The organism is Pelomonas lactea (assembly GCF_043555885.1).
Lineage (GTDB): Bacteria > Pseudomonadota > Gammaproteobacteria > Burkholderiales > Burkholderiaceae_C > Pelomonas > Pelomonas lactea.
The window spans coordinates 97,862-119,652 of sequence record NZ_JBIGHX010000006.1 but is presented as its reverse complement, the minus strand read 5'-3'; the positions used below and the strand labels follow the sequence as shown (position 1 = coordinate 119,652).

The window sequence follows — 21,791 nt, the reverse complement described above, 5'->3', positions numbered from 1 at the left end:
TGACTCGTGTCAGGCGCCTTCGCTTTGAAGGGCTTGAATCGTGTTGCATGTGGACTTGAACAACTCGTGCACGTCCACCCGTTCGCCTTTTTCGATTCGCTTGGAGATCATCGTCTGGGGGAAAAGCACGATGGAGGTACCTGGCTGGATCAGCGCAGGGTCTCGGCCGTACTCGTCGACAACCATGCGCCATTCGAGGCCCATCAATTGAGCCAGCGCATCGCCAAAGCTGATGCCCAGGCACTGCAGCTTCAGCGTCTCGTCTGGTTGAATCCAGCCGTTCGACAGGATGGCGCTGAGCAATGTCAACTTGCCGCTCAGCTTTTGGTACTTTGCTTCCGCGTCTCGCTCGTAGTGCTCACGTACCCAGCGGCGTTTGGCTTCCAGGTTCTGGAGATCTGTTTCCGAAAGCGGCAGGAATTCCTGAGACATCCTCGTCAAGCCGCCGGCGGGCGCACGTCCGTCACCCGGCGGCCGCGGCGCGATGCCGCCGCCCGCAGGTGCACCAGCGACTGCACGCGCTTGAGCAGTTCGCGGTCGTTCCAGGGCTTCTTGAAGATGCCGTAGACGCCTTCGATCTGGCCCACGCGGCCGTGCAGCTCGTCGTGGCCGGTGATGGCGATGACGGGCAGGTCCTCGGTCGTGAGGCTGCCGTGCACGTCGGCGATCAGCTCGAAGCCGTCCTTGTTGGGCATCTCCAGGTCGGTGATCAGCACGGCGATGTGCGGCTTGGCGTCCAGCTCGGCCAGCGCCTCGTTGCCGTCGTTGACCTGCACGACCGTGAAGCCGGCGCCTTCCAGCAGCCGCTTGAGCTTGGTGCGCACCACGGCCGAGTCGTCGGCGATGAGCACGGTGGGCGGGCCTTCCGGCACCGCCACCGGCGCGGCGGGCGGCAGCATGGGCGTGGGCGCCGTGACGAAGGCGCTGGCCATCGGGTTGCTGCCACCGGGCATGCCGGGCAGCGGCGGCAGCACCACGGGCGGCTGCGCGGCGCGCGGGCGATGGCCCTCGGGCGGGCGCGGCGGCGGCGTGTACTCGCGCGGCGGACGGTAGTCGTCACGCTTGAAGGCGGCGATGAGCACGATGATGGCCAACGGCACCGCGATCAGCACCGGCATCAGGTAGGCGCCCAACAACTCCTGCAACTCGTGAAACATCGACTCCATCCCCGGTGTGTAACGGCCGGCAGCCTATCACCCGCCACCCGGGTTCACCATCGAGGAAAGCCGGCATCCCTGCACGGGAGGCCAGCGTTTTTCGAGCGCTTACAAGTTCAGTCGCGATTCGCGACACAACCGCGGCCCCGGACGAGGCAGCGGGCGTAGTCCGGGTCGTTCTTCAGCAGGAACTGCGCGCGGGCCGCGACGGCGGTGTCGGCGAAGTCTGAGAACACGCCGTCCACGCCCAGCTCGTAGAAGGCCAGGTACTCGTTGAGCGGGTTGCCCTGGTGGTCGCTGGCCAGGCGCTTCTGCTCGTTGCGGAAGGTGTAGGGGTGCACCATCAGGCCCAGCTTGTGCGCGTTGGCGACGATGTCGCTGGCCGGCAGCAGCTTGCGGTCGCGCTCGTCGACGAGGCCGTCGCCGTTGGTGTCGGCGCAGCCGCCGCCGGCCGCCACCACCTTGCAGGCGCTGGACAGCAGGTACAGCTTCCACGGGCCCACGCCGTCGGCATAGGTGCGCACCTCGGCCAGGCCGGCGGGCGTCAGCAGGTCCTTGAACAGCCCGGCGCGGCCGGACACGACCCAGTCGTACGGCTTGTCATAGGGCTTGTTGAAGGCCAGCGAGCCGTCTGCGTTGACGTCGTCGGCATCCACCAGCTGCACCAGGCGCAGGCTGGATTTGCTGCGCAGGTACTTCAGGTTGGCCGTCTCGAACGACTGCACGATGACCGGCGCGTGGCGGTGGTTCCAGCCGGCGCGCTCCAGCACGCGCAGCAGCCGGTCTTCCAGCGCCAGGCCCAGCTGCTGGTGGTAGGTGGGGTGCTTGGTCTCGGGATAGATGCCGATGCGCCGGCCTTCCTCGGCCGACTTGCGCTTCACGAGGTGGATGACTTCCTCCAGCGTCGGGATCTCGAACCTGCCGTTGAACGCCGCGTTGCGGTCGGCCAGCGGCTGGATGGCGCGCAGCGTCTTGATCTCGGCCAGCGTGAAGTCACTGGCGAAGAAGCCCACCTCGGCCGCGCCGTCGACGATGGCCGTGCGCTTGCGCGATGCGAACTGCGGCAGCGACGCGACGTTGGTCGTCGCGATCAGGTTGGGCTCGTGGCGGGCGATGAGGTGGCCGTCCTTCGTGGCGACGAGGTCGGGCTCCACGTAGTCGGCGCCCATCGCGATGGCCAGCGCATAGCCTTCCAGCGTGTGGTCGGGCAGGTAGCCGGCCGCGCCGCGGTGGCCGATGACCAGCGGCGCGTTGTCGCCGCGGGCGCGGGAATGGTCGTGGGCGGAGGCGCGCTGGGACGTGGCCAGCGAGACGGCAGCCAGCACGCAGATGCCGGCAAGACGAAGGGCTTTGGACATGGCGGGGGGCCGGTGAGGAAACATGCGGCGCAGGCTAGGCAGGGGCGGTGACAGCCCCGTGAACCGCCACCCCCTAACTTGTTGCTGCGCGAGCTGGGGTGTGGTGGTGCAGGCGGGCGCATCCACCCCGCCAACAGGCCTCACTTACGATGCCTCGGCACCCCAGCCCCGCATCCCCCGGCCCTGCCCTTCGCCACGCCAAGCCATGACCCCGATCCAGCACTGGCAAGCCACCCGCAGCCTGCGCCTGCTGCTGCAGACGCTGCGCGACCTGATGGTGTCCATGGGGCCGCTGCTGCTGCTCGGCGGCGGCCTGCTGGTGGCGGCCTACTGGTGGCTGGACCCGCAGCCGCCGCGCCAGGTGCGGCTGGCCACCGGCCCGGCCGGCAGCGCCTACGCCGGCTTCGGCGAGGGCTATGCCAAGGCGCTGGCGCGCGAGCGCATCCAGGTGCAGCTGATCGCCACCGAAGGCGCGCAGGACGACCTCGCGCTGCTGCGCGCGGGTGAGGCCGACGTGGGCTTCGTGCGCGGCGGCATGGCCGACCCGGCGGCCGACACCGAGGCCGGCATCGTCTCGCTGGGCAGCCTGTTCTACGAGCCGGTCTGGATCTTCTACCGCCGCGACCTCGCCATCGCGCGCCGCCAGCCCGGTGGCGAGCTGCAGCACCTGACCCAGCTGCGTGGCCTGCGCGTCAACGTGGACCAGGACGGCAGCGGCGTGCCGCAGATCGCCGAAAAGCTGCTGGCGCTGAACGGGCTGACACCGGCGGACCTGCAGCTGTCCAACCTGGCGCCGGATGCCGCCGGTGCGGCGCTGCGGCAAGGCCGGCTGGACGCCGCCGTGCTGATCTCCGCGCCGCAGGCCGGCCTCATCCGCACGCTGCTGCGCGACCCGGCGCTGGCGCTGATGGCCTTCGAGCAGAACGAGGCCTACTCGCGCCACCTGCCCTTCCTGTCCACCGTGCGGCTGCCCCGCGGCGTGGTGGACCTGGCGGCCGACGTGCCGCCGCAGGACGTGCCGCTGCTGGCCACCACCACCGCCCTGCTCGCGCGCGAGCAGACGCACCCCGCGCTGCGCCAGCTGTTCGCGCAGGCGGCGCTGGGCCAGCACGGCGGGGCCGGGTGGTTCAACGGCGCGCGCGACTTCCCGAACACCCGCACCAGCGAGCTGCCCGTCAGCGCCGAGGGCGACCGCGCCATCAACGGCACGCCGCCGGCCTGGGCGCGCTACCTGCCCTTCTGGGCCGGCAACCTGCTGGAACGCATGTGGCTGGTGGTGGGCGGCCTGCTGGTGCTGATGCTGCCGCTGTCACGCGTGGTGCCGCCGCTCTACACCTTCCGCGTGCGCTCGCGCGTGTTCCGCTGGTACGCGCGGCTGCGCGAGGTGGAAGCCAGGCTGGAGGCCGGCGCGGGCGAGCGCAACGCCCTGCTCGACGAACTGGACGAGCTGGACCGTGTCACCCACCGCATCGCGGTGCCGCTGTCCTATGCCGAGGAGCTGTACGCGCTGCGCAACAACATCCATGCGGTGCGCAAGCGGCTGCTGGCGCAGCGGGGGCGGCCGGCCGGTGGGGTGATGGACTTGCGGTGAGCGGGGCTGGGCTGTCGGCTGTGATGGTCGAGCTCCGAACTACCGATTCACCGGCTAGCCAGGCCGTTTGATACGGCCGCCCTCGCTCGTGACGGATCCTGAAGGCAGAACCTGCCTGCTTGCCCCAAGATCGGCCGGGACTAACGTGCAGGTCGCTCAAAAAGGTTCCAAGCGCACTTTGCGGGCGCTGCCCGCTCAGTCTGAGAACGTCTCGGTTTCCACGTTTCCCGCCTTGTCGATGGTGTTGATCCAACCATCATTGACAAGAACAACGGCGAGTGGCCATCCGCCGTTGGCCTTTCTCAGTTCTGCATAGAGTCGACGAAATTCCTTGTCGTTGTGGGTGCTGTTGGGGTCCAACTTGGCTGCAACGCCAAACACGGGGTACTTCTTGTCGTTGCACAGCTCGACCCACTTGACCGACTCGGTCACGTCGGATCGCGAGAGAACATCAAGAGTGCCGTGCTTCCAGGTTTTCAAGTCAACCGGCATGCAGTTGCGCGCCGTCACCTTGTACAACTGCGTGTTGGGTAGCGCCGGATCATTAGGCGATGCGTGAGTGACTGCGGCTGCGACAAGAAGAGTCAACGGAACAAGCTTTGGCAGCATCATTCTGGATTCGTAGAGTGGGGAATGGATGCGGATTGTGAAGTGATTCGCCACGAAAGAATTTCTGATTGCAGATCTGCTGTGTGCCCGGTAAACACATCTTGGAAAAACTCACAGGTGCCAGTTGCGCGCGGCCACCGTTGCGCCATGAATTAGTAATCGTCGTCGCTCCAGTCAAGGTGAGCGATTTCAAGATTGGGCAGCTGGCCTACACCGATGGCGTTCAGCGACTTGTGTGGTAGCAGCCGCCTTCTAGGTGCTGAAGCTCGAATGACGTGGACTGGCCGTTTCACCATCACTTCCGAAAGGCAACTCTGCAGCGGTTGCAGGCGTTCGCTGTGAAGCGCCCGGCCGAGCGCTTTCGTCCATTGAGCCGGCACTAGTGAACGTCAGCTTCGCGGCGCTCGGTATTCCTGATTCACAAGGCGAGCGGCTTCAGTCCGGGAAGTCGGTTTTACCTGGCATTGTTTGGGCGACATTCAGTACGATGTCACCGTTAGCGCACAAGGACCGACCTACATGATAGGAACAATGGGGAGGGGTCATGACACCGCGTAGCGACGACGAGCGCATCGAGATACTTGCATTTCCCATCGACGTAGACGCTGTTCTACAGCATTTGCATCGGGATATGCGCGATGACTGGTTTGAGGATGTCCTACAGCATCGCGACCTATTCGCTAGCAAAAGAGCCTTACGTGACGTATTGCACGAAGTTCTACTGGAAGGAAACGGTCGCTACGGCGCGTCAAAAAGGAATGTCTGCGACATCCCCAAAAAGGGATTGGGTGTTCGGTACGCTCTGGAAACGGACTTCTACGACAGATTTATTTACCAAGCCATATGCTCTCACCTGATTCCGTTCTATGACCCCTTGCTCTCACATCGTGTCCTAGGCCATCGATACGACAAGAAGCAAAGAACTGGCAAAGACCTATTCAAGGGGCGAATCGAACTATGGCAGACCTTCGAGGGTGTAACCCGAACAGCACTTAAGAACAATCAAGCACTATTCGCAACCGACCTGATAAATTATTTCGAGAATATCACGACAGAAAGCATTCGGGTCGCATTCGAAGAATTGCTTCCGAAAATCGATGCATCGGGCCCTGAGAAGGTGTTAATTCGCAATTCGATTAACACACTTTGCGAGTTGATGACTCATTGGGGTTATAGCGAAAAGCACGGACTCCCACAAAACAGAGATGCCTCATCATTCGTCGCGAATGTAGTTCTAAACGCTGTTGACCAAGAAATGGTTAGACTGGGTTTTGATTATTACAGGTACGTCGATGATATTCGAATAATATGCGACAGCCCGCGCGCGGCTAGACAGGCGGCCACGGTACTGATTGGTCAGTTGCGCACGGTAGGTATGAATATAAACTCGTCCAAGACAAAGATTCTTACGGCTGAGAGTCCAACCTCCGACATAAATGAATTTTTCCCAGGTTCCGACGATCGCAGCGTCACCATTGACAGCATGTGGCGATCAAGAAGTCGGCGAGTAATTATAAGGTCGACCAAGTACATCTTTCAGTTGCTCCAAGAGTGCATTGATTCTAGACAGACACAGTCGCGGCAGTTTAGGTTCGCTGTAAACAGATTGATCAGACTAGTCGATGCCGGAATATTCGATGTCCGGGGCGAGATGGCAGAGCAGCTTAAGTCGCTTCTGATTGACTCAATGGAAGAACACGCTGTCTCGACTGATCAATACTGCCGTCTACTCAATATTCTCGAACTTTCGCCGGCCGAGTTGGATCGAGTGGCAGAATACCTCTGCGACCATGAGCGGGCCATTCACTCTTGGCAAAATTATCATCTTTGGCTTACGCTGGCTAGGCAGAAGTACAAGACCGAAAAGCTTGTAGCTCTGGCAACGCAGCGAATTAAATCTGACGTCCTGCGCTCTGAAATTGCAGCCACGTTCATATATCTTCGCTGCGTCGGCGAAGTTGGCTTCTTAGAAGGCATGGCAGCTGATTTCCGATCCAACTGGCCCTACTATCACCAGCGGAACTATCTTCTGGCAACAAGCGAATCGAGCCGAGAGTTGCTCAAGCCGGTGCTCGCACATCTCGGGCCAAAACTGAAAGGTACTGTCATTCGTGCGAGGAATTATTTCGTCGCGGATATGCCTTTGGTGGAGCGTGAGCGGACGCCCATGCCGAAAATGTACGACGAACTGAGCCCATATGACTGAGAAGAAGATTGCATTGCTTTTCGTCAATGATTTCGCTGATCGTGGAGAAGAGAGGTTCTTCTTGGCTTCAGACGGCGCCGTCCGAGAGGTAACTGCCGAGGAGGTGGTCAAACAGGAATCGGAACTGATTTGTCATGACTACTGGCTTATTGCCCCTGCACTTTATAAGAAGACCAAATCACTCCCTAGAAAAGTGATAGATGTCGAAGAGTTGCGGATTTCAACGTCGGGACTGCGGGAAGATCGAGAAAATCGGGATTCGCGAGACGTTTGCTCGACCTTGCTGGAGCTGGGCCTTGTCAAAGAGGATGCAGCTGGACGTTATAGGAATATTGCCTTCAAGAATGCGACGCTAGATATTGGCACATTTATACTCATTGGAGAGGCACTTCTGCGCCTATCTAACGATGTCGAGGCAAAAGCTAAAGCGGCAAATGAGTGGGAGCGCTACTGGACTATCGAAAGGCCTGTCACCGAGTACCTTATTCGGTCGGTTGCGAATGGAATAGCAATCAATAGCGTAGCACTTCGAAAACACAAGGATGATATCGAGTTCGCCTACTACATGGCACTGAAAGAATTTTCGGCGAAATACTCTTTGCCGCTCGAAGTCCCATCGGATGATGAGGTTGTTGAGTACTTGGCACCCAAGGGGTTCGACTTCTCTGGCGTCGGAGTCGAATATGTTCTCAATTTTGTTCCAACGGCTGATGGATTTTCTGATCGATTGTTGGAATTGAGAAAAGTCGCCGCAAGTCGGTTGATACTCAATGCCATCCCGCTTAGTGAAAAAAGAATATTCCCCATCGTAGACAATTTTGGCTCAATCACTTCACGAATTTATTACAAAGACCCATCTTTTCAAAATCTTGCTAAACGCCATCGTGACATCATCTCGCCAGATGAGGGGATGAAGCTTTCCTACGTCGACTTTGGTCAGTTCGAAGCAGGGATTATGGGCGCACTTTCAGATGACCAAAATATGCTTGGTCTATTTGCGTCTGGCGATCTCTACTCACTCGTTGCGGAGAGAATATTCGCAGACAACTCGAAAAGAAAGGCAGCAAAGAGGCTATTTCTTTCCTACGCTTACGGGATGAGGAGGAAAAGCCTGATTGATGCGGCCGTCGAGCTTGGGGCCCAGCGAGATGTCGCAAAAGCCTTCTTTAATCAGTTTCCAAGGTTTGAGAGTTGGAAATCAGAAGTGTGGACTGAGTTCAAGAATTGCGGGCGGATTGGAACGGCATTTGGAAATTATTTGACTAGAAGCCGCTGTGATGAGTTGAGCGAAAAAGAGAAGCGATCAGCGGTGAGCCAAGTCGTTCAAGGGACCGCTTCGCTGATATTTAAGAAGGCACTGTTGAAGCTGAGTAATTTGAAGAACGTAGATTTGAAGATCCCAATGCATGATGCAGTCCTATTTCAGCACCCTGAGGACTTTGATCCAGTCGAGGTAGCCAATATTTTTGCAGCGGTGGTGACTGAGCATTTCGATGGGAAAATCATCGGTAAAGCATCAGTCGCAAACTTCATACTCGATTGAGGGCGCATTGACCTATATCACCATCCGCGCTCTGCGAACCATACGTCGAGGTCACCCTCTGTTTGTGCTGATGAAACCCTTGGCATCGTCGCGATGAGCGTGGGCTTGCCGATGTAACGCCAAGCAAAAAGGCGGCCGGTCCGGCGGGCTACGACGGTTGACAGGTCTCAGCCGGAGGAAGTCATCAACGGTGGCCGTGCCACCAATCAACAGCGCTTTGTCGACATGCTGACCCCGTGGTCTTGACGCAAGGGGCGAGCGACAACGAGCTCAAAACGTCAACACAAAACACGCCCCGCCCCCCGGCCTTTTGGCGTGGCGCACCGTGCCACCCAGGCCGTGCACCAGCTGCCGCACGACGGCCAGGCCCACGCCGCTGCCGCCGTCGCGGGTCGTGAAGAAGGGCGTGAAGATGCGCTGCTCCAGCCCCGGCGGCACGCCCGGGCCGTTGTCGGCCACGGTCAGTCGCAGCCGGGCGCCGCGGCTCAGGCGGGCTTCGATGAGCAGCTGCGGTGACGGGCGGCCGGCGCAGGCCTGCAGCGCGTTCTGCGCGAGGTTGATGAGCACCTGTTCCAGCTGCGCGGCGTCGGTACGCAGCGCCAGCGTCTCGGGCGCCACGCTCAGCGCCACCGAGCCGCCGGCGGCCTCCCACGCGGGGGCCACCAGCCGCTGCACGGCCTGCAGCAGCGGCGCCAGCGGCGTGTCGGCCAGCGTGGGCGCGGGCGGCTGGCTGACGCTGCGGTAGCGCTCCACGAAGCCCTGCAGGTGCGCCGCGCGCCGGGCCAGCGCGGCGAGGGCGGCGCGCAGCTCGTCCACCTCGCCGGCGTCCAGCAGCGCGGGGGCACTGCCGGCCAGCGACGCGATGGGCGTCAGCGAATTCATGATCTCGTGCGTCAGCACCTGCACCAGCTGCCGCCACGCGCCTAGGGCCTCGGTCTCCAGCTCGGACTCGATGGGCGCCAGCGCCGCCAGCCGCCAGGCCTCGCCCTGCACGGTCAGCGCCGACACGGCCAGCACCGCGCGCTCCTGGCCGTGCTCGGTCGGCAGCGTGACGACGCGCCGGCCGGGGTCGGCGTCCAGCAGCGCCAGCAGCGCGGCGGGCTCCACGGCCCGGCCGGGCGCGATGAGGCGGCGCGCGGCGGCGTTCAGCGCCAGCGGTGCGTGGCCGGCCGTCAGCCGCCACAGCGCCAGCGGCGCGTGCTCCAGCGCGGCGTCCAGGTCGGGCCGGGGCGCGGGTGGCGGCTCGGGCGGCAGCGGCCGGGGTTGATGGGCCAGCCGCGCCAGCGCCGCCCAGCCGGTAGCCGCGGCGATGAGGCCTGCCAGCGCGCAGGCGACCAGCACGCGCGGCGAATCCAGCGCGGCGACGGCACCGGCCGAACTCGCCGCCAGCACGACGGCGGCGCCGGCGACGCGGGCGCGTTCAAAGGCCATGCTTGTCCAGCTTGCGGTACAGCGCCGCGCGGCTCACGCCCAGCAGCTTGGCGGCCTGGCTGATGTTGCCGTCGGCCTGGGCCAGCGCGGCCTGCACGGCCTCGCGTTCGCGTTGCTGCAGGTCCAGGCCGGAGGAGCCCAGGTGTTCGGGCCGAACGCCGGGCCGCCCCAAGTCGGCCCGCGTGGGCGACGTGCCCGTGGGGTCACCCCCGCGGGCGTCGCCGCCCCCTCGGGGGGCCGACCAAGGGACTCCTTGGGCGGGGGGCGCCATGCCGCCCAGCCCGAAGTCAGCCCAGGTGAACACCGGCCCGCGGGCCAGCAGCGCGGCGCGTTCGCAGGCCTGGCGCAGTTGCCGCACGTTGCCGGGCCAGCCGTAGGCCGTCAGCTGCGCCAGCGCGTCGGGCGTCACCTCCACGGGCCGCTGCGCGAACTGCGCGAGGTAGTGGCGCAGCAGCAGCGCGATGTCGGCCGCGCCGCGCTCGCGCAGCGGCGGCACGCGCAGCACGACGGTGTTCAGCCGGTACAGCAGGTCGGGGCGGAAGCGCCGCGCGTCGAACAGCTCGGCCTCGGCCACGTTGGTGGCGGCCAGCACGCGCACGTCCACCGGCACCGGCCGGTCGCTGCCCAGCGGTGTCACCTCGCGGCGCTCCAGCGCGGCCAGCAGCTTGGCCTGCTGCGGCAGCGGCAGGTTGCCGATCTCGTCCAGGAACAGCGTGCCGCCCGCTGCCGCCACGAAGCGCCCGGGGCGCGACTCGCGCGCATCCGTGAAGCTGCCGCGCCGGTGGCCGAACAGCTCGCTCTCCACCAGCGCCTCGGGCAGCGCGCCCATGTCCACGGCCAGCAGCGGGCCAGCGGCGCGCGGTGAGGCGGCATGCAGCGCGCGCGCCACCAGCTCCTTGCCCACGCCGTTCTCGCCCAGGATCAGCACGCTGGCCTCGCTGGCGCCCACCTGCGCGATCTGCGCGCGCAGCGACTGCATGGCGGCCGACTCGCCCAGCAGCTCCCCCGCACCGCCCGGCGCGGGTGCCCGGCGGGCCAGCGCGGCCTGCACGCAGGCCACGAGCCGCTCGTTGGCCCAGGGCTTGGTGAGGAAGTCCACCGCGCCGCCCTTGAGCGCCTGCACGGCCAGCTCCACCTCGGCGTAGGCGGTCATCACGATGACCGCGGGCGCCGCAGCCTGGCCTTGCCGGGCCATCACGTCGCGCAGCAGCGCCAGGCCGGCGGCACCGTCGCTGGCACCGGGCGTGAAGTTCATGTCCAGCAGCAGCACGTCGGGGGCGATGTCGTCCAGCGCAGCCGGCAGCTCGGCCGGCGCATGGCGCACGGCCACCGGCCCCAGCTTGCGCAGCGCCAGCCGGGCGGCCAGCGCCACGTCGGGGTCGTCGTCGAGGATGAGGATGCCGGGCATGAGAGCGCGCGACTGTAGGCGGCGCGTGCCTGCCCCGGCAAGGCGGTGTTCGGAAGCGGACAGTGTGGGTGTCCGCAAGCGGACGCTTCACGGCCCGCCCCGGCCCCGCTCCCCAGGGCGGGCGCGTTGGCCCGGCTCTTGCAAAAAGGCAGGCCATGACCGCCTTCTCTCCCTCCCTCACCTGGCGCAGCGCCTGGCGCCAGCTGCGCGCCGAACCCGGCCCCGCCGCCCTCGTCATCGCCGGCCTCGCGCTGGGCCTGGCGCTGGCGCTGCTGACGGCCAGTTTCCTGCAGGACGTGCTGCGGCCCGACGGCGAGCTGCCCGAGGGCGACCGGCTCGTCAGCTTCGAGTTCCGCGCGCGCGGGCCCGGCGGCATCACGACCGAGTGGTTCGACAGCGTGCCCACCGTGCCGCTGTACGCCGGCCTGCGCGACGCCGGTGCTCCGGTGGCCGAGATGAGCCGGCTGCTGTTCACGCAGCTGCCGGCCCAGGCTGTTGACGAGAAGCAGCCTCGCGGCGCCCGCCTGTCCATCGCGCTGGCCGACGCCGACCTGCAGGCGCTGTTCGGCCTGCGCCCGCTGGCGGGCGACCTGACCGCGGCGCTGTCCACGCCTGAGGGCATTGCGCTGACGGCGCAGGCGGCCGAGAAACTCTTCGGCACGGCGCAGGCGCTGGGCCGCACGTTCGCGGTCTCGTTGCCGCCGCTGCCCGACGGCACACCGGGCGGCCAGTTCCCGCTGACCGTGAAGGCCGTGCTGCCCAACCCCAACCCGAACGGCACGTTGGTGTTCGACGCGCTGGCCGGCTTCAACGCGCCGGCCGCCAAGGTCTACCTGAAGCTGTCGGACAACTGGTACCAGACCAGCGGCCGGCTGTTCGCCCGCCTGCGGCCCGGCGCCGCGCCGGCGCAGCTGACGGCGCTGGCGCAGCGCCTGGCCGAGCAGCAGCCGCTGCCGCCGGGCTTCCCGATGGACTTCCTGAAGGGCGGCGGCCCCGCGGCCTACCTGCGCGCGCTGCCGGTGGCCGACATCGGCCTGCACGGCGCCGGCAGCCCGCAGCGCCGGCTGCAGCTGGGCGGCCTCGCCGCGGCCGCCGCCGCCGTGCTGGCGCTGGCCGTCATCAACTTCGTCAACCTGTGGAGCGTGCGCACGCTGCGCCGCCAGCGCGAGATCGGGCTGCGCAAGTCGCTGGGCGCGGGCGGGCGGCAGCTGGCCGCGCAGTTCTTTGCCGAGGCCACCGTCGTCGCGGCGCTGGCCGGCGCGCTGGGCCTCCTTTTGGCCTGGTGGGGCACGCCGTGGGCCGAGGCACTGTTGCAGCGCCGCTTCCACGCGCCCGTGGTGAGCGCCGCGATGGTGGCGCTGACGGCAGGGCTGTGCGCGGCCATCGCGGCCCTCAGCGCGCTGCCGCTGACGAGCATCGCGCTGCGCGTGCGGCCGGCCGAGTCGCTGGCCGGGCGCAGCCACAGCGAGGGCGCGGCCAGCCGCTGGCTGCGCCGCTTCATGACGACGCTGCAGTTCGCCGCCGCCGCGCTGTTCGCCGCGCTGGCGCTGACGGTGCTGTGGCAGGCCCGGTACGCCGGCAGCATCCCGCGCGGCTTCGACATCGACGGCCGCGTGGCCGTGGACCTGCCGTGGTGGTCGCAGCCGGCGCAGACGGCCTCGCTGATCGAGCAGGTGCGGCGCTGGCCCGAGGTCATTGCCGCCGCGGTGGCCGACGATGTGCCGGGGCGCGACTTCTCGAGCTGGTACGGCGAGTTCCGCGGCCCCGACGGCCGCTCGGTGAGCCTGCGCACCGGCGTGGACTTCACGCCGGGCTACCTGCAGGTGTACGGCATGCGCGTCATCGCCGGCCGGCTGTCGGCCGACCATGTGGCCGAGAAGGCGCAACGCGGCATCGTGCTGGACCGCAGCGCGGTGCGCGCGCTGGGCTTCGCCAGCCCCGAGGCCGCGGTGGGCCGCACGCTGGGCACGCCGGCCAACATCGACGGGGGCCAGCCGGCCACCATCGTCGCGGTCATCGAGGACATCCGCCTGGAAGGCCCGCGCAGCCCGCCGCAGCCGCACGCCATCCGGCCCGTGGTGGAGCGTGGCGACGGTGCCATCAGCGTGCACACGCGTGACCCGCGGGCCACCGCGTCCAAGCTCGCGGCGCTGGTGCGCGAGCGCTTTCCCGACACGCTGAACGAAGCGCTGCCGGTGCGCGACATGCTGCTGCAGAAGGTGGCCGACGACGCGCGGCTGGGCCGGCTCATTGGCCTGGCCGGCCTGCTGGCCCTGGGCCTGGCGGCCGTGGGCATCTACGCGCTGGCGGCCTACACGCTGCGCCGTCGCGAGCGCGAGATCGTGCTGCGCAGGCTGCACGGCGCGGGTGCCGGCGCGGTGGCGGGGCTGCTGCTGCGCGAGTTTGCCGGCGTGCTGGCGGTGGCTTGCGCGCTGGCGCTGCCGGTGGCGGCGTGGTTGAGCCAGCGGTATCTCGCAGACTTCGTCGAGCGTGCGCCGGTGGGGCCGGGCTCGCTGTGGGTGCTGCTGGCGTCGGTGGCGCTGCTGGCGTTGGTGACCGCGTTGGCCGTGGCCCGGCACCTGTACGCGGCGTTGGCCTTGCGGCCCTTGCAGGCTCTTCGTGGGTGACGGGCGGATGACCGTCGCGCTGACCTCCGGCGCCGCGATGGACCGCCGCGTGGCGGTGCCGCGCCGCTGGAGCTTGACCGTGCTGGCCGCGCTGGCGGTGCTGGCCGTGGCCGCGCTGCTGGCGCACCACTGGCCGCGTGGCGTGGTGGTGGCGCGCAGCAGCGTGGAGATTGCCGCGGCGAAGACCGGCGCCTTCCGCGACGTCATCGTCGGCCGCGCCACCGCGCAACCGCTGCAGTCCGTGTTGCTGGACGCGACCGAGGACGGCCGCGTGGAGCAGGTGCTGGTGAAAGACGGCGAGCGCGTCGAGGCCGGGCAGCTGCTGGTGGTGCTGAGCAGTACACAGCGGGCGCAGGAGCTGATGGCGCGCTCCGCCGACGCGGCGCAGCAGATGGCCAACCTCGCCACCTTTCGCGCCGGCCTCATGCAGGCCCAGGCCCAGCTGCGCCGCGAGTTGACGCAAGGCGAGTTCGAGCTGGAGCGGGTGAGCCGCCTGCACGAGCGCAACCGCGAGCTGGCCGCCAAGGGCTTCCTGTCGCCGTCGGCGCTGGAGGACTCGGCCGACAAGCTGGCGCTTGCCCAGCGCCTGGTCACACAGGCCCGCGTGGACAGCCGCGAGGAACTGGCCACTCGCGAGCAGTCCGTGCAGGCCATGCAGCGCGCGGTCACCGACATCGACAGGCGACTGGCCGCCATGCGCACCGCCAGCGAAGGCCTGGCCGTGCGCGCGCCGGTGGCGGGCCGTCTGACCGGCCTCACGCTGCAGGTGGGCGAGAGTGTGCGCAGCGGCCTGCGCATCGCGCGGCTGGACAGCCTGGGCCGCTTCAAGCTCAGCGTGAGGCTGGACGAATTCCACCTCGCCCGCGTGCGCGAAGGCCTGCCCGGCACGCTGGTCCACGGCGGCCGCGAGCACGCGCTGCACGTCGCTCGCATCGACCCGCAGGTCAAGGACGGGCGCTTCAGCGTCGAGCTGGTGTTCGACGCCGACCCGCCCGCGCTGCAGGTGGGCCAGGGCCTGGACGTGCGGCTGACGCTGGGCGAGCCCACCCAGGCGCTGCTGCTGCCCGACAGCGGCTTCTTCTCCGACACCGGCGGCGCCTGGGCCTTCGTGCTGGACGCCGACGGCCGCCACGCCCAGCGCCGCGCGCTGCAGCTGGGCCGGCGCGCCGATGGCGTCATCGAAGTGCTGGGCGGCCTGCAGCCCGGCGAGCAGGTCGTCGTCTCCCCGTACCGCGCGTTCGCCGCGGCCTCTTCCCTCCAGATCGACTGAGCCATGTTCCAACTCAAGCAACTCACCAAGACCTTCCGCACCGGCGACATCGAGACCACGGCGCTGGACCGCATCGACCTCGACATCGAGGCCGGGGAGTACCTCGCCATCACGGGGCCCTCGGGCTGCGGCAAGTCCACGCTGCTGGGCATCCTCGGGCTGCTGGACGCGCCCAGCGGCGGCGAGTACTGGTTCGACGGCCACAACGTGGCCGGGTGGAACGAGAAGCGGCTCAACACGCTGCGCCGGGGCCGCATCGGCTTCGTGTTCCAGAGCTTCAACCTCATCGACGATCTGACGGTGGCCGAGAACATCGCGCTGGCGCTGGAGTACGGCGAGCTGCCGGGCCGTGAGCGCCGGGCGCGGGTGGGCGAGGTGATGGAGAGGCTGGGCCTGACTCACCGCTCGGGGCACCGGCCCAGCCAGTTGAGTGGGGGCCAGCAGCAGCGCGTCGCCATTGCGCGGGCCATTGCGGCTCGGCCGGCTTTGTTGCTCGCCGACGAGCCGACCGGCAACCTGGACAGCGCCCACGGGGCGGAGGTGATGCGCATCCTGCGTGAGCTGAATGCGGAGGGCACGACGCTGGTCATGGTGACGCACTCGCTGGAGCACGCGGCACAGGCGTCGCGGACGTTGCGGTTGCTGGATGGGCGGGTCGTTGTGGATGCGGTGGCGGCGGTGGCTTGAGGGTGCGTGGTTTGGTGAGTGCTGGTTGACGCGTGAGGCCCATGCCGGGACGTCGCCCCGGCGGGCGACCTTCTTTTTGAGCGACCAAAAAGAAGGCAAAAAGTCGCCCCTGACCGCGACGCCCTCCGCTGCGCTGCGGGTCCCCTGCGGTGCTCGCGGCTTGCAACCCCGCCCGGAACTCGCTTCGCTACGCTGCGCTCAAACAGCCGTGCGGAGTCAGATGTCGAGGCGCGCTGCGCGCGCGGTTGCAAGCCGCTGTGCTCCTCGGCGTCGCTAAAAGGGGGGTGAAGGAACAGCCAACAGCCAAACCCGACAGCCGGCTGGCGCCGGCTGTTCGTCTGCCCCCTTGAGCACCGCCGAGCAACGCAAGCCCCGAAGCCCGCGAGCGCAGCTCGCCTCGACCACTGACTCACGACGATTGTTTGAGCAGAGCGTAGCGGCGCGAGTTCGGCGTGGGGCTTCGGGGCTTGTGTTGCTCGGGCACCCGAGCGCAGCGAGGGCGGTGCGGTCGGGGGGAGCTCTTTGCCTACTTTCTGGCGGTCCAGAAAGTAGGTCGCCCGCCGGGGCGAAATCCCGGCACGTCACTCACGCGTAGGCGCACCGTTGCCGACGGCGACCGAGCACCGATATCGCGCCACGTTTCCGAGGCATCGCGGGAATTTGCAACGCTCCCCCCGCCCCCGTCGGCCCCCGCTCCGCCGCTGACGCCTGCGCGCCAAGCGCCCCCGGGCGGCGCCCTTACGATGCGCGCCCATGCACCCCCTCGTTCGTCGTCTTGCCGGCCTGCTGGCGGCCTTGGCCGTGGGCGTTGCCCAGGCCGATGCCGGCGCCGGGCCGCTGGAGGTGCAGTTCCGCAGCGTGGCCGTGCCGCAGAGTTCGGTACCCGCCATCGCGCAGGACCGCGCGGGGCTGATGTGGATCGCCACCGCCAAGGGCCTGACCCGCTATGACGGCTACCGGCTGCGCCCCATCGAGCTGCCCGCCGATGGCGACGGCAGCACGCGGCGCGGCCTGGGCTGGGTGCGCGCGATGGCGCCGGCCGCCGACGGCCGCATGTGGATAGGCACCGAGTTCCTCGGCCTCGTGGCCTACGACCCCGCGCAGGACCGCGTGGAACGCCACGCGCCGGGCGCGCCGCAGGCGCCCATCCGCGCCGTGACCGAGGGCCGCGACGGCGCCGTCTGGGTGGGCACCGTGGGCCAGGGCCTGTACCGCTACGACCCGCGCAGCCGGCGCGTCGAGCCGCAGACATTGCCGTGGCGCGACGACGCCGAGACCCGCGTGCTGGCGCTGTGCGCGGGGCGTGACGGCACGGTGTGGGCCGGCCACTGGCGCGGCCTTGCCCGCCGCGGCGCGGACGGCCGCTGGCACAACCAGCCCTTGCCGGGCCTGGACGACGGCAACCCGGTGCAGGCGCTGCTGGAAGGCCGCGACGGGCGCCTGTGGCTCGGCACGCAGGACGGCCACCTGGGCGTCGTCGAGCCCGGCGGCGTGCGCTGGGTGCAGGCGCTGGGCCTGCCCGTGCAGGCGCTGGCGGAAGGCGCCGACGGCCGGCTGTGGGTGGGCAGCAAGAACGGCGTGTACTGGGTGGACGCCGCCAGCGGCGCCATCCAGGCGCGGCTGCGCCAGGACCCGCGGCGTGCGATGGGCCTGGGCGGCAACGACATCAGCGGCCTGCTGCGCGATGCCAGCGGTGCGATGTGGGTCAGCGGCTACGGGCTGGGCGTGCAGCGCCATCTCAGCCACCCGGCCCTGGCGGTGCGCGGGCCCGATGCCGACCCCGCCGCCCCGCTGGCCGAGGCCGACGTGCGCGCCGTGCTGGCGCTGAAGAACGGCGAGGTGCTGGGCGCCACGCAACTGGGCCAGGTGGTGCGGCTGGACGGCCGCGTGGGCGGCGACCTCGCCACGCTGGGCACCTGGCCGCGCGAGCGGCACACGGTCGTCGAGATCATGGCCGAGGCCGGCGACGGCAGCCTGTGGATGGCGGCGGCCGGCCGGCTGGAGCACCGCGCCGCCGACGGCCGGCTGCTGCGCGACTGGCCGCTGGACGGCGGCCGCGCCCAGCAGCTGCTGCTGCGCCGCGACGGCAGCGTCTGGCTGGGCATGCAGGAGGGCCTGTACCGGCTGGCCGGCGTCGGCGCCGAGACGTTGGCGCGCGTGCACCCGCTGGGCGACGCGCGGCTGCATGGCGGCGTCTACGTGCTGCGCGAGGCACCCGACGGCCGGCTGTGGGTGGGCGGGCAGGGCGGGCTGATGCGTGAACGCGAGGCCGGTGACGGCGCACTGCAGCCCGTGCCGCAGGCACCGGGCGAGACGCTGGGCAGCCCCGCCGTCATGGCGCTGCTGTGGACACGCGACGGCCGGCTGTGGGTGGACACCACCGCCGCCGGCCTGCACCGGCTGCGCGGCTGGGACGCCCAGGGCCGCGCGCGCTTCGAGCGCATCAGCGAGCGGCTCGGCATGGAGGGCGTGTTCGGCGGCCACCTGCACGAGGACGCGCAGGGCCGCATCTGGAGCCAGCAGTACGTCTACGACCCCGCCACCGACCGGCTCGACGGCTTCGGCGGCGCCGAGGGCGCCAACTTCGGCAGCTTCTGGTTCTTCGCCAGCGCGGAGCTGCCCGGTGGCGGCCTGCTGTTCGGCGGCAGCCGCGGCCTGCTGCGTGTGCTGCCCCAGGCCTGGCAGCCCGGGCGGCTCAGCCCGCCGCTGGTCGTCAGCGGGCTGCGCGTGAACGGCCAGCCGTGGGCGCCGCCCGCCGGCGAGCTGGTGCTGCCGCCGGGCAAGCGCACGCTGTCCGTCGAGTTTGCCGCGCTGGACTACGCCGACCCCGCGCGGCTGCGCTACGAATACCGCCTGCAGGGCCTGGACGACGACTGGACGCGCGTAGACGCCGCCGGCCGCAACCCCAGCTTCGGGCCGCTGCGGCCGGGCCGCTACACACTGCAGGTGCGCGCCACGGCGCACCAGGCGCTGTGGGGCGGCGAGATGCTGCAGCTGCCCGTGGCGCTGCAGCCGGCCTGGTGGGAGACCGGTGCAGCCCGCGCCGCCGGCGTGCTGGCCGGGCTGGCGGGCGTCTGGGGCTGGACGCGCTGGCGCACCCGCCAGCTGCGCCACAAGGAGGCCGTGCTGAAGGCGCTGGTGGACGAACGCACCGCCGAGCTGCGCGAGCTCAGCCTCACCGACGCGCTGACCGGCCTGCGCAACCGCCGCTACCTGGAGCTGCGGCTGGACGACGACCTGGCGCTGTGCCTGCGCCGCTTCGAGACGCCGGACGCCGGCGGCCCCGGCCCGGACGCCGACCTGCTGCTGCTGCTGCTGGACCTGGATCACTTCAAACGCATCAACGACACGCACGGCCACGCCGCCGGCGACGCGGTGCTGGTGCAGCTGGCGCAGCGGCTGCGTGGCGTGTTCCGCGAGACCGACTCGCTGGTGCGCTGGGGCGGCGAGGAGGTGCTGGTGCTGGCCCGCGAGACCGAGCGCCGCGACGCCGCCGAGCTGGCCGCGCGCGTGTGCGCCGCCGTGCGCGAGCGGCCGTTCGACATCGCCCCCGGCGAGACCGTCCATGTCAGCGTGTCCATCGGCTTCTGCGCCTTCCCGCTGGACCCGCGCCACCCGCGGCTGTGGGACTGGCGCGCCTGCCTGGGCCTGGCCGACTCGGCGCTGTACGCCGCCAAGGCGCAGGGCCGCGACGGCTACGTGGGCGCCGTCCGCGCCGCCGGCCTGAGCCCGCGCGACGCGCCCGACGGCCTGGCCGCCTGGCGGGCCGAGACGCGGCTGGAGGTGGCCACCAGCGTCGACGACGACGCGCTCAGCCCGGCTTGAGATCGGCGGCGGCGGTGCCGGGTTTCCTAAAATCCGGCATGGCCGCCCGCACCCTGCTCGAACTCCTCGCCCCCGCCCGTGATGCCGACATCGGCATCGAAGCCGTCAACCACGGCGCCGACGCCGTCTACATCGGCGGCCCCGGCTTCGGCGCGCGCGACAAGGCGCCCAACAGCATCGAAGACATCGCGCGGCTGGCCAGGCACGCGCACCGCTTCAACGCGCGCATCTTCGTGACGATGAACACCATCCTGCGCGACGACGAGCTGGAAGGCGCGCGGCAGCAGGCCTGGCAGCTCTATGACGCGGGCGTGGACGCGCTCATCGTGCAGGACATGGGCCTGCTGGAGCTGGACCTGCCGCCCATCCAGCTGCACGCCAGCACGCAGACCGACATCCGCACGCCCGAGAAGGCGCGCTTCCTGCAGGACGCGGGCTTCTCGCAGATGGTGCTGGCCCGCGAGCTGGACCTGAAGCAGATCCACGCGATCAGGGCCCAGGTGCAGCAGGCCCACCTGGAGTTCTTCGTCCACGGTGCTCTCTGCGTGGCCTACAGCGGCCAGTGCTTCATCAGCCACGCGCACACCGGCCGCAGCGCCAACCGCGGCAGCTGCAGCCAGGAGTGCCGGCTGCCGTACACGGTGACCGATTCCCACGGCCGCGTCGTCGCGCACGACAAGCATGTGCTGAGCCTGAAGGACAACGACCAGAGTGCCAACCTGGAGGCGCTCATCGATGCCGGCATCCGCAGCTTCAAGATCGAGGGCCGCTACAAGGACATGGCCACCGTCAAGAACGTGACGGCCCACTACCGCACCCTGCTGGACGCGATCATCGACCGCCGCCCCGAGCTGGGCCGCACCGGCCACGGCCGCTGCACGTTCACCTTCACGCCCGAGCCCGAGCAGGCCTTCAACCGCGGCGGCACCGACTACTTCGTCAACGGCCGCAAGATCGACATCGGCGCGTTCGACAGCCCCAAGCACGCCGGCATGCCGCTGGGCGAGGTGAAGCGCGTCGGGCCCGAAGACTTCGATATCGACACGGGTGACGCCACGCGCGTCGTCAACAACGGCGACGCGCTGACCTGGTGGGACCGCCAGGGCGAGCTGCAGGGCGTGCCGGTCAACGTCGCGACGCCACTGGGCGGTACGGCGTGGCGCATCACGCCCAACCTCGGCAAGGACCAGACCTTTGCCGACCTGAAGGACCTGTTCCCCGGCACGGCCATCAGCCGCAACCGCGACATGGCCTGGGAGCGGCTGCTGGCCAAGCCCAGCGCCGAGCGCCGCATCGCGGTGGACGTGACGCTGGCGCAGGTGAACGCCGGCTTCGAGCTGACGCTGAAGGACGAGACCGGCGCGAAGGCATCGGTACCGCTGCCGCATGCGCACGAGCCCGCCCGCGACGGCAAGCAGGCCGACGCGCAGATGAAGGACGCGCTGGCCAAGCTGGGCGACACGATCTTCGAGGCCCGCCGCGTGCGGCTGGCGATGCGCGGCGAGCCGCTGTTCCTGCCCGCCAGCAAGCTCAACGCGCTGCGCCGCGACGCCGTGGCCGCGCTGGAGGCGGCCCGTGACGCGGCCTTCCAGCGGCTGCCCCGGCACGCCCCGGTGGACCCGCCCGCGCCCTACCCCGACGACACGCTGACCTACCTCGCCAACGTCTACAACACCCGCGCCGCCGCGTTCTACGCGCGGCACGGCGTCAAGGTCATCGGCGCGGCCTACGAGAGCCATGAGGAGCTGGGCGAAGTGCCGCTGATGATCACCAAGCACTGCGTGCGCTGGAGCCTGAGCCTGTGCCCCAAGCAGGCCAAGGGCGTCACCGGCGTGCAGGGCACCGTGCGCGCCGAACCGCTGACGCTCAAGCATGGCGACGACACGCTGACGCTGCGCTTCGACTGCAAGCCCTGCGAGATGCACGTGGTGGGCGCGATGCGCAGGAACGTGCTGAAGCAGCTGAAGGCGGAGCCGATGACGTTCTACCGCGCCCGCCCGGCCTGACTCCGGGCAAACCCGCCGCTTTTCTGCGGATGCCGGCCGCCGGGTGCTGCGCTACATTGCGCGCGACATCCAG

Annotated in this window: 14 protein-coding genes; 8 read left to right on the top strand and 6 right to left on the bottom strand. The window is 68.5% G+C overall.

The genetic code is table 11. The features are described from left to right. Positions 1 to 9: 9 nt before the first annotated feature. The 3 genes from ACG04Q_RS17260 to ACG04Q_RS17250 form a co-directional block, all read right to left on the bottom strand. Complete coding sequence (locus ACG04Q_RS17260; RefSeq protein WP_394512298.1) at positions 10 to 432, bottom strand: DUF3806 domain-containing protein; 423 nt, start codon at positions 430 to 432, stop codon at positions 10 to 12. Between the two features lie 5 nt (positions 433 to 437). Next, on the bottom strand, positions 438 to 1,166 hold the full coding sequence (locus ACG04Q_RS17255) for a response regulator (RefSeq protein ID WP_394512297.1): 729 nt from the start codon (positions 1,164 to 1,166) through the stop codon (positions 438 to 440). Between the two features lie 107 nt (positions 1,167 to 1,273). Further along, positions 1,274 to 2,515 (bottom strand): glycerophosphodiester phosphodiesterase, encoded by a 1,242-nt coding sequence (locus ACG04Q_RS17250; protein WP_394512295.1) that lies wholly within the window; start codon positions 2,513 to 2,515, stop codon positions 1,274 to 1,276. A gap of 205 nt (positions 2,516 to 2,720) precedes the next feature. Between ACG04Q_RS17250 and ACG04Q_RS17245 the strand changes: the two genes are divergently transcribed. Then, complete coding sequence (locus ACG04Q_RS17245; RefSeq protein ID WP_394512293.1) at positions 2,721 to 4,106, top strand: TAXI family TRAP transporter solute-binding subunit; 1,386 nt, start codon at positions 2,721 to 2,723, stop codon at positions 4,104 to 4,106. 195 nt (positions 4,107 to 4,301) lie between these two features. On the opposite strand, the gene ACG04Q_RS17240 is transcribed toward ACG04Q_RS17245, so the two are convergent. Continuing rightward, on the bottom strand, positions 4,302 to 4,718 hold the full coding sequence (locus ACG04Q_RS17240; RefSeq protein WP_394512292.1) for a hypothetical protein: 417 nt from the start codon (positions 4,716 to 4,718) through the stop codon (positions 4,302 to 4,304). A 541-nt stretch (positions 4,719 to 5,259) separates the two neighbouring features. On the opposite strand from ACG04Q_RS17240, the gene ACG04Q_RS17235 reads away from it, so the two are divergent. Both ACG04Q_RS17235 and ACG04Q_RS17230 read left to right on the top strand, forming a co-directional pair. Next, positions 5,260 to 6,921 (top strand): RNA-directed DNA polymerase, encoded by a 1,662-nt coding sequence (locus ACG04Q_RS17235; protein ID WP_394512290.1) that lies wholly within the window; start codon positions 5,260 to 5,262, stop codon positions 6,919 to 6,921. Continuing rightward, entirely contained in the window at positions 6,914 to 8,464 is a 1,551-nt protein-coding gene (locus ACG04Q_RS17230) for a DNA polymerase (protein ID WP_394512288.1), read from the top strand. Before ACG04Q_RS17235 ends, ACG04Q_RS17230 begins: the two co-directional genes overlap by 8 nt. A gap of 270 nt (positions 8,465 to 8,734) precedes the next feature. Here the strand turns inward: ACG04Q_RS17230 and ACG04Q_RS17225 are convergent, their stop codons facing one another. After that, positions 8,735 to 9,895: a sensor histidine kinase gene (locus tag ACG04Q_RS17225; protein WP_394512286.1), complete on the bottom strand. Its 1,161-nt coding sequence runs from the start codon at positions 9,893 to 9,895 to the stop codon at positions 8,735 to 8,737. After that, positions 9,885 to 11,303 carry a sigma-54-dependent transcriptional regulator gene (locus ACG04Q_RS17220; protein WP_394512284.1) on the bottom strand — a complete coding sequence of 473 codons (1,419 nt, stop codon included), beginning with the start codon at positions 11,301 to 11,303 and terminating at the stop codon, positions 9,885 to 9,887. The genes ACG04Q_RS17225 and ACG04Q_RS17220 overlap by 11 nt, the downstream gene beginning before the upstream one ends. 155 nt (positions 11,304 to 11,458) lie before the next feature. On the opposite strand from ACG04Q_RS17220, the gene ACG04Q_RS17215 reads away from it, so the two are divergent. The 5 genes from ACG04Q_RS17215 (at position 11,459) to ACG04Q_RS17195 (ending at position 21,718) form a co-directional block, all read left to right on the top strand. Continuing rightward, positions 11,459 to 13,930: an ABC transporter permease gene (locus ACG04Q_RS17215; protein WP_394512282.1), complete on the top strand. Its 2,472-nt coding sequence runs from the start codon at positions 11,459 to 11,461 to the stop codon at positions 13,928 to 13,930. A 7-nt stretch (positions 13,931 to 13,937) separates the two neighbouring features. Continuing rightward, complete coding sequence (locus ACG04Q_RS17210) at positions 13,938 to 15,200, top strand: efflux RND transporter periplasmic adaptor subunit (RefSeq protein WP_394512280.1); 1,263 nt, start codon at positions 13,938 to 13,940, stop codon at positions 15,198 to 15,200. Between the two features lie 3 nt (positions 15,201 to 15,203). After that, positions 15,204 to 15,887, top strand: a complete 684-nt coding sequence (locus ACG04Q_RS17205) for an ABC transporter ATP-binding protein (protein ID WP_394512278.1) — start codon at positions 15,204 to 15,206, stop codon at positions 15,885 to 15,887. A 753-nt stretch (positions 15,888 to 16,640) separates the two neighbouring features. Continuing rightward, complete coding sequence (locus tag ACG04Q_RS17200; RefSeq protein WP_394512276.1) at positions 16,641 to 19,712, top strand: ligand-binding sensor domain-containing diguanylate cyclase; 3,072 nt, start codon at positions 16,641 to 16,643, stop codon at positions 19,710 to 19,712. A gap of 38 nt (positions 19,713 to 19,750) precedes the next feature. After that, the gene (locus ACG04Q_RS17195; protein WP_394512274.1) at positions 19,751 to 21,718 is read left to right on the top strand and encodes a peptidase U32 family protein; all 1,968 of its coding nucleotides are present in this window, start codon (positions 19,751 to 19,753) and stop codon (positions 21,716 to 21,718) included. Positions 21,719 to 21,791 lie beyond the last annotated feature (73 nt).

What these genes read in the sequence shown, in the direction of transcription:
- ACG04Q_RS17260 (WP_394512298.1), bottom strand. Translation starts at nt 432, where the DNA reads ATGTCTCAGGAATTCCTGCCGCTTTCGGAAACAGATCTCCAGAACCTG.
- ACG04Q_RS17255 (WP_394512297.1), bottom strand. Translation starts at nt 1,166, where the DNA reads ATGGAGTCGATGTTTCACGAGTTGCAGGAGTTGTTGGGCGCCTACCTG.
- ACG04Q_RS17250 (WP_394512295.1), bottom strand. Translation starts at nt 2,515, where the DNA reads ATGTCCAAAGCCCTTCGTCTTGCCGGCATCTGCGTGCTGGCTGCCGTC.
- ACG04Q_RS17245 (WP_394512293.1), top strand. Translation starts at nt 2,721, where the DNA reads ATGACCCCGATCCAGCACTGGCAAGCCACCCGCAGCCTGCGCCTGCTG.
- ACG04Q_RS17240 (WP_394512292.1), bottom strand. Translation starts at nt 4,718, where the DNA reads ATGATGCTGCCAAAGCTTGTTCCGTTGACTCTTCTTGTCGCAGCCGCA.
- ACG04Q_RS17235 (WP_394512290.1), top strand. Translation starts at nt 5,260, where the DNA reads ATGACACCGCGTAGCGACGACGAGCGCATCGAGATACTTGCATTTCCC.
- ACG04Q_RS17230 (WP_394512288.1), top strand. Translation starts at nt 6,914, where the DNA reads ATGACTGAGAAGAAGATTGCATTGCTTTTCGTCAATGATTTCGCTGAT.
- ACG04Q_RS17225 (WP_394512286.1), bottom strand. Translation starts at nt 9,895, where the DNA reads ATGGCCTTTGAACGCGCCCGCGTCGCCGGCGCCGCCGTCGTGCTGGCG.
- ACG04Q_RS17220 (WP_394512284.1), bottom strand. Translation starts at nt 11,303, where the DNA reads ATGCCCGGCATCCTCATCCTCGACGACGACCCCGACGTGGCGCTGGCC.
- ACG04Q_RS17215 (WP_394512282.1), top strand. Translation starts at nt 11,459, where the DNA reads ATGACCGCCTTCTCTCCCTCCCTCACCTGGCGCAGCGCCTGGCGCCAG.
- ACG04Q_RS17210 (WP_394512280.1), top strand. Translation starts at nt 13,938, where the DNA reads ATGACCGTCGCGCTGACCTCCGGCGCCGCGATGGACCGCCGCGTGGCG.
- ACG04Q_RS17205 (WP_394512278.1), top strand. Translation starts at nt 15,204, where the DNA reads ATGTTCCAACTCAAGCAACTCACCAAGACCTTCCGCACCGGCGACATC.
- ACG04Q_RS17200 (WP_394512276.1), top strand. Translation starts at nt 16,641, where the DNA reads ATGCACCCCCTCGTTCGTCGTCTTGCCGGCCTGCTGGCGGCCTTGGCC.
- ACG04Q_RS17195 (WP_394512274.1), top strand. Translation starts at nt 19,751, where the DNA reads ATGGCCGCCCGCACCCTGCTCGAACTCCTCGCCCCCGCCCGTGATGCC.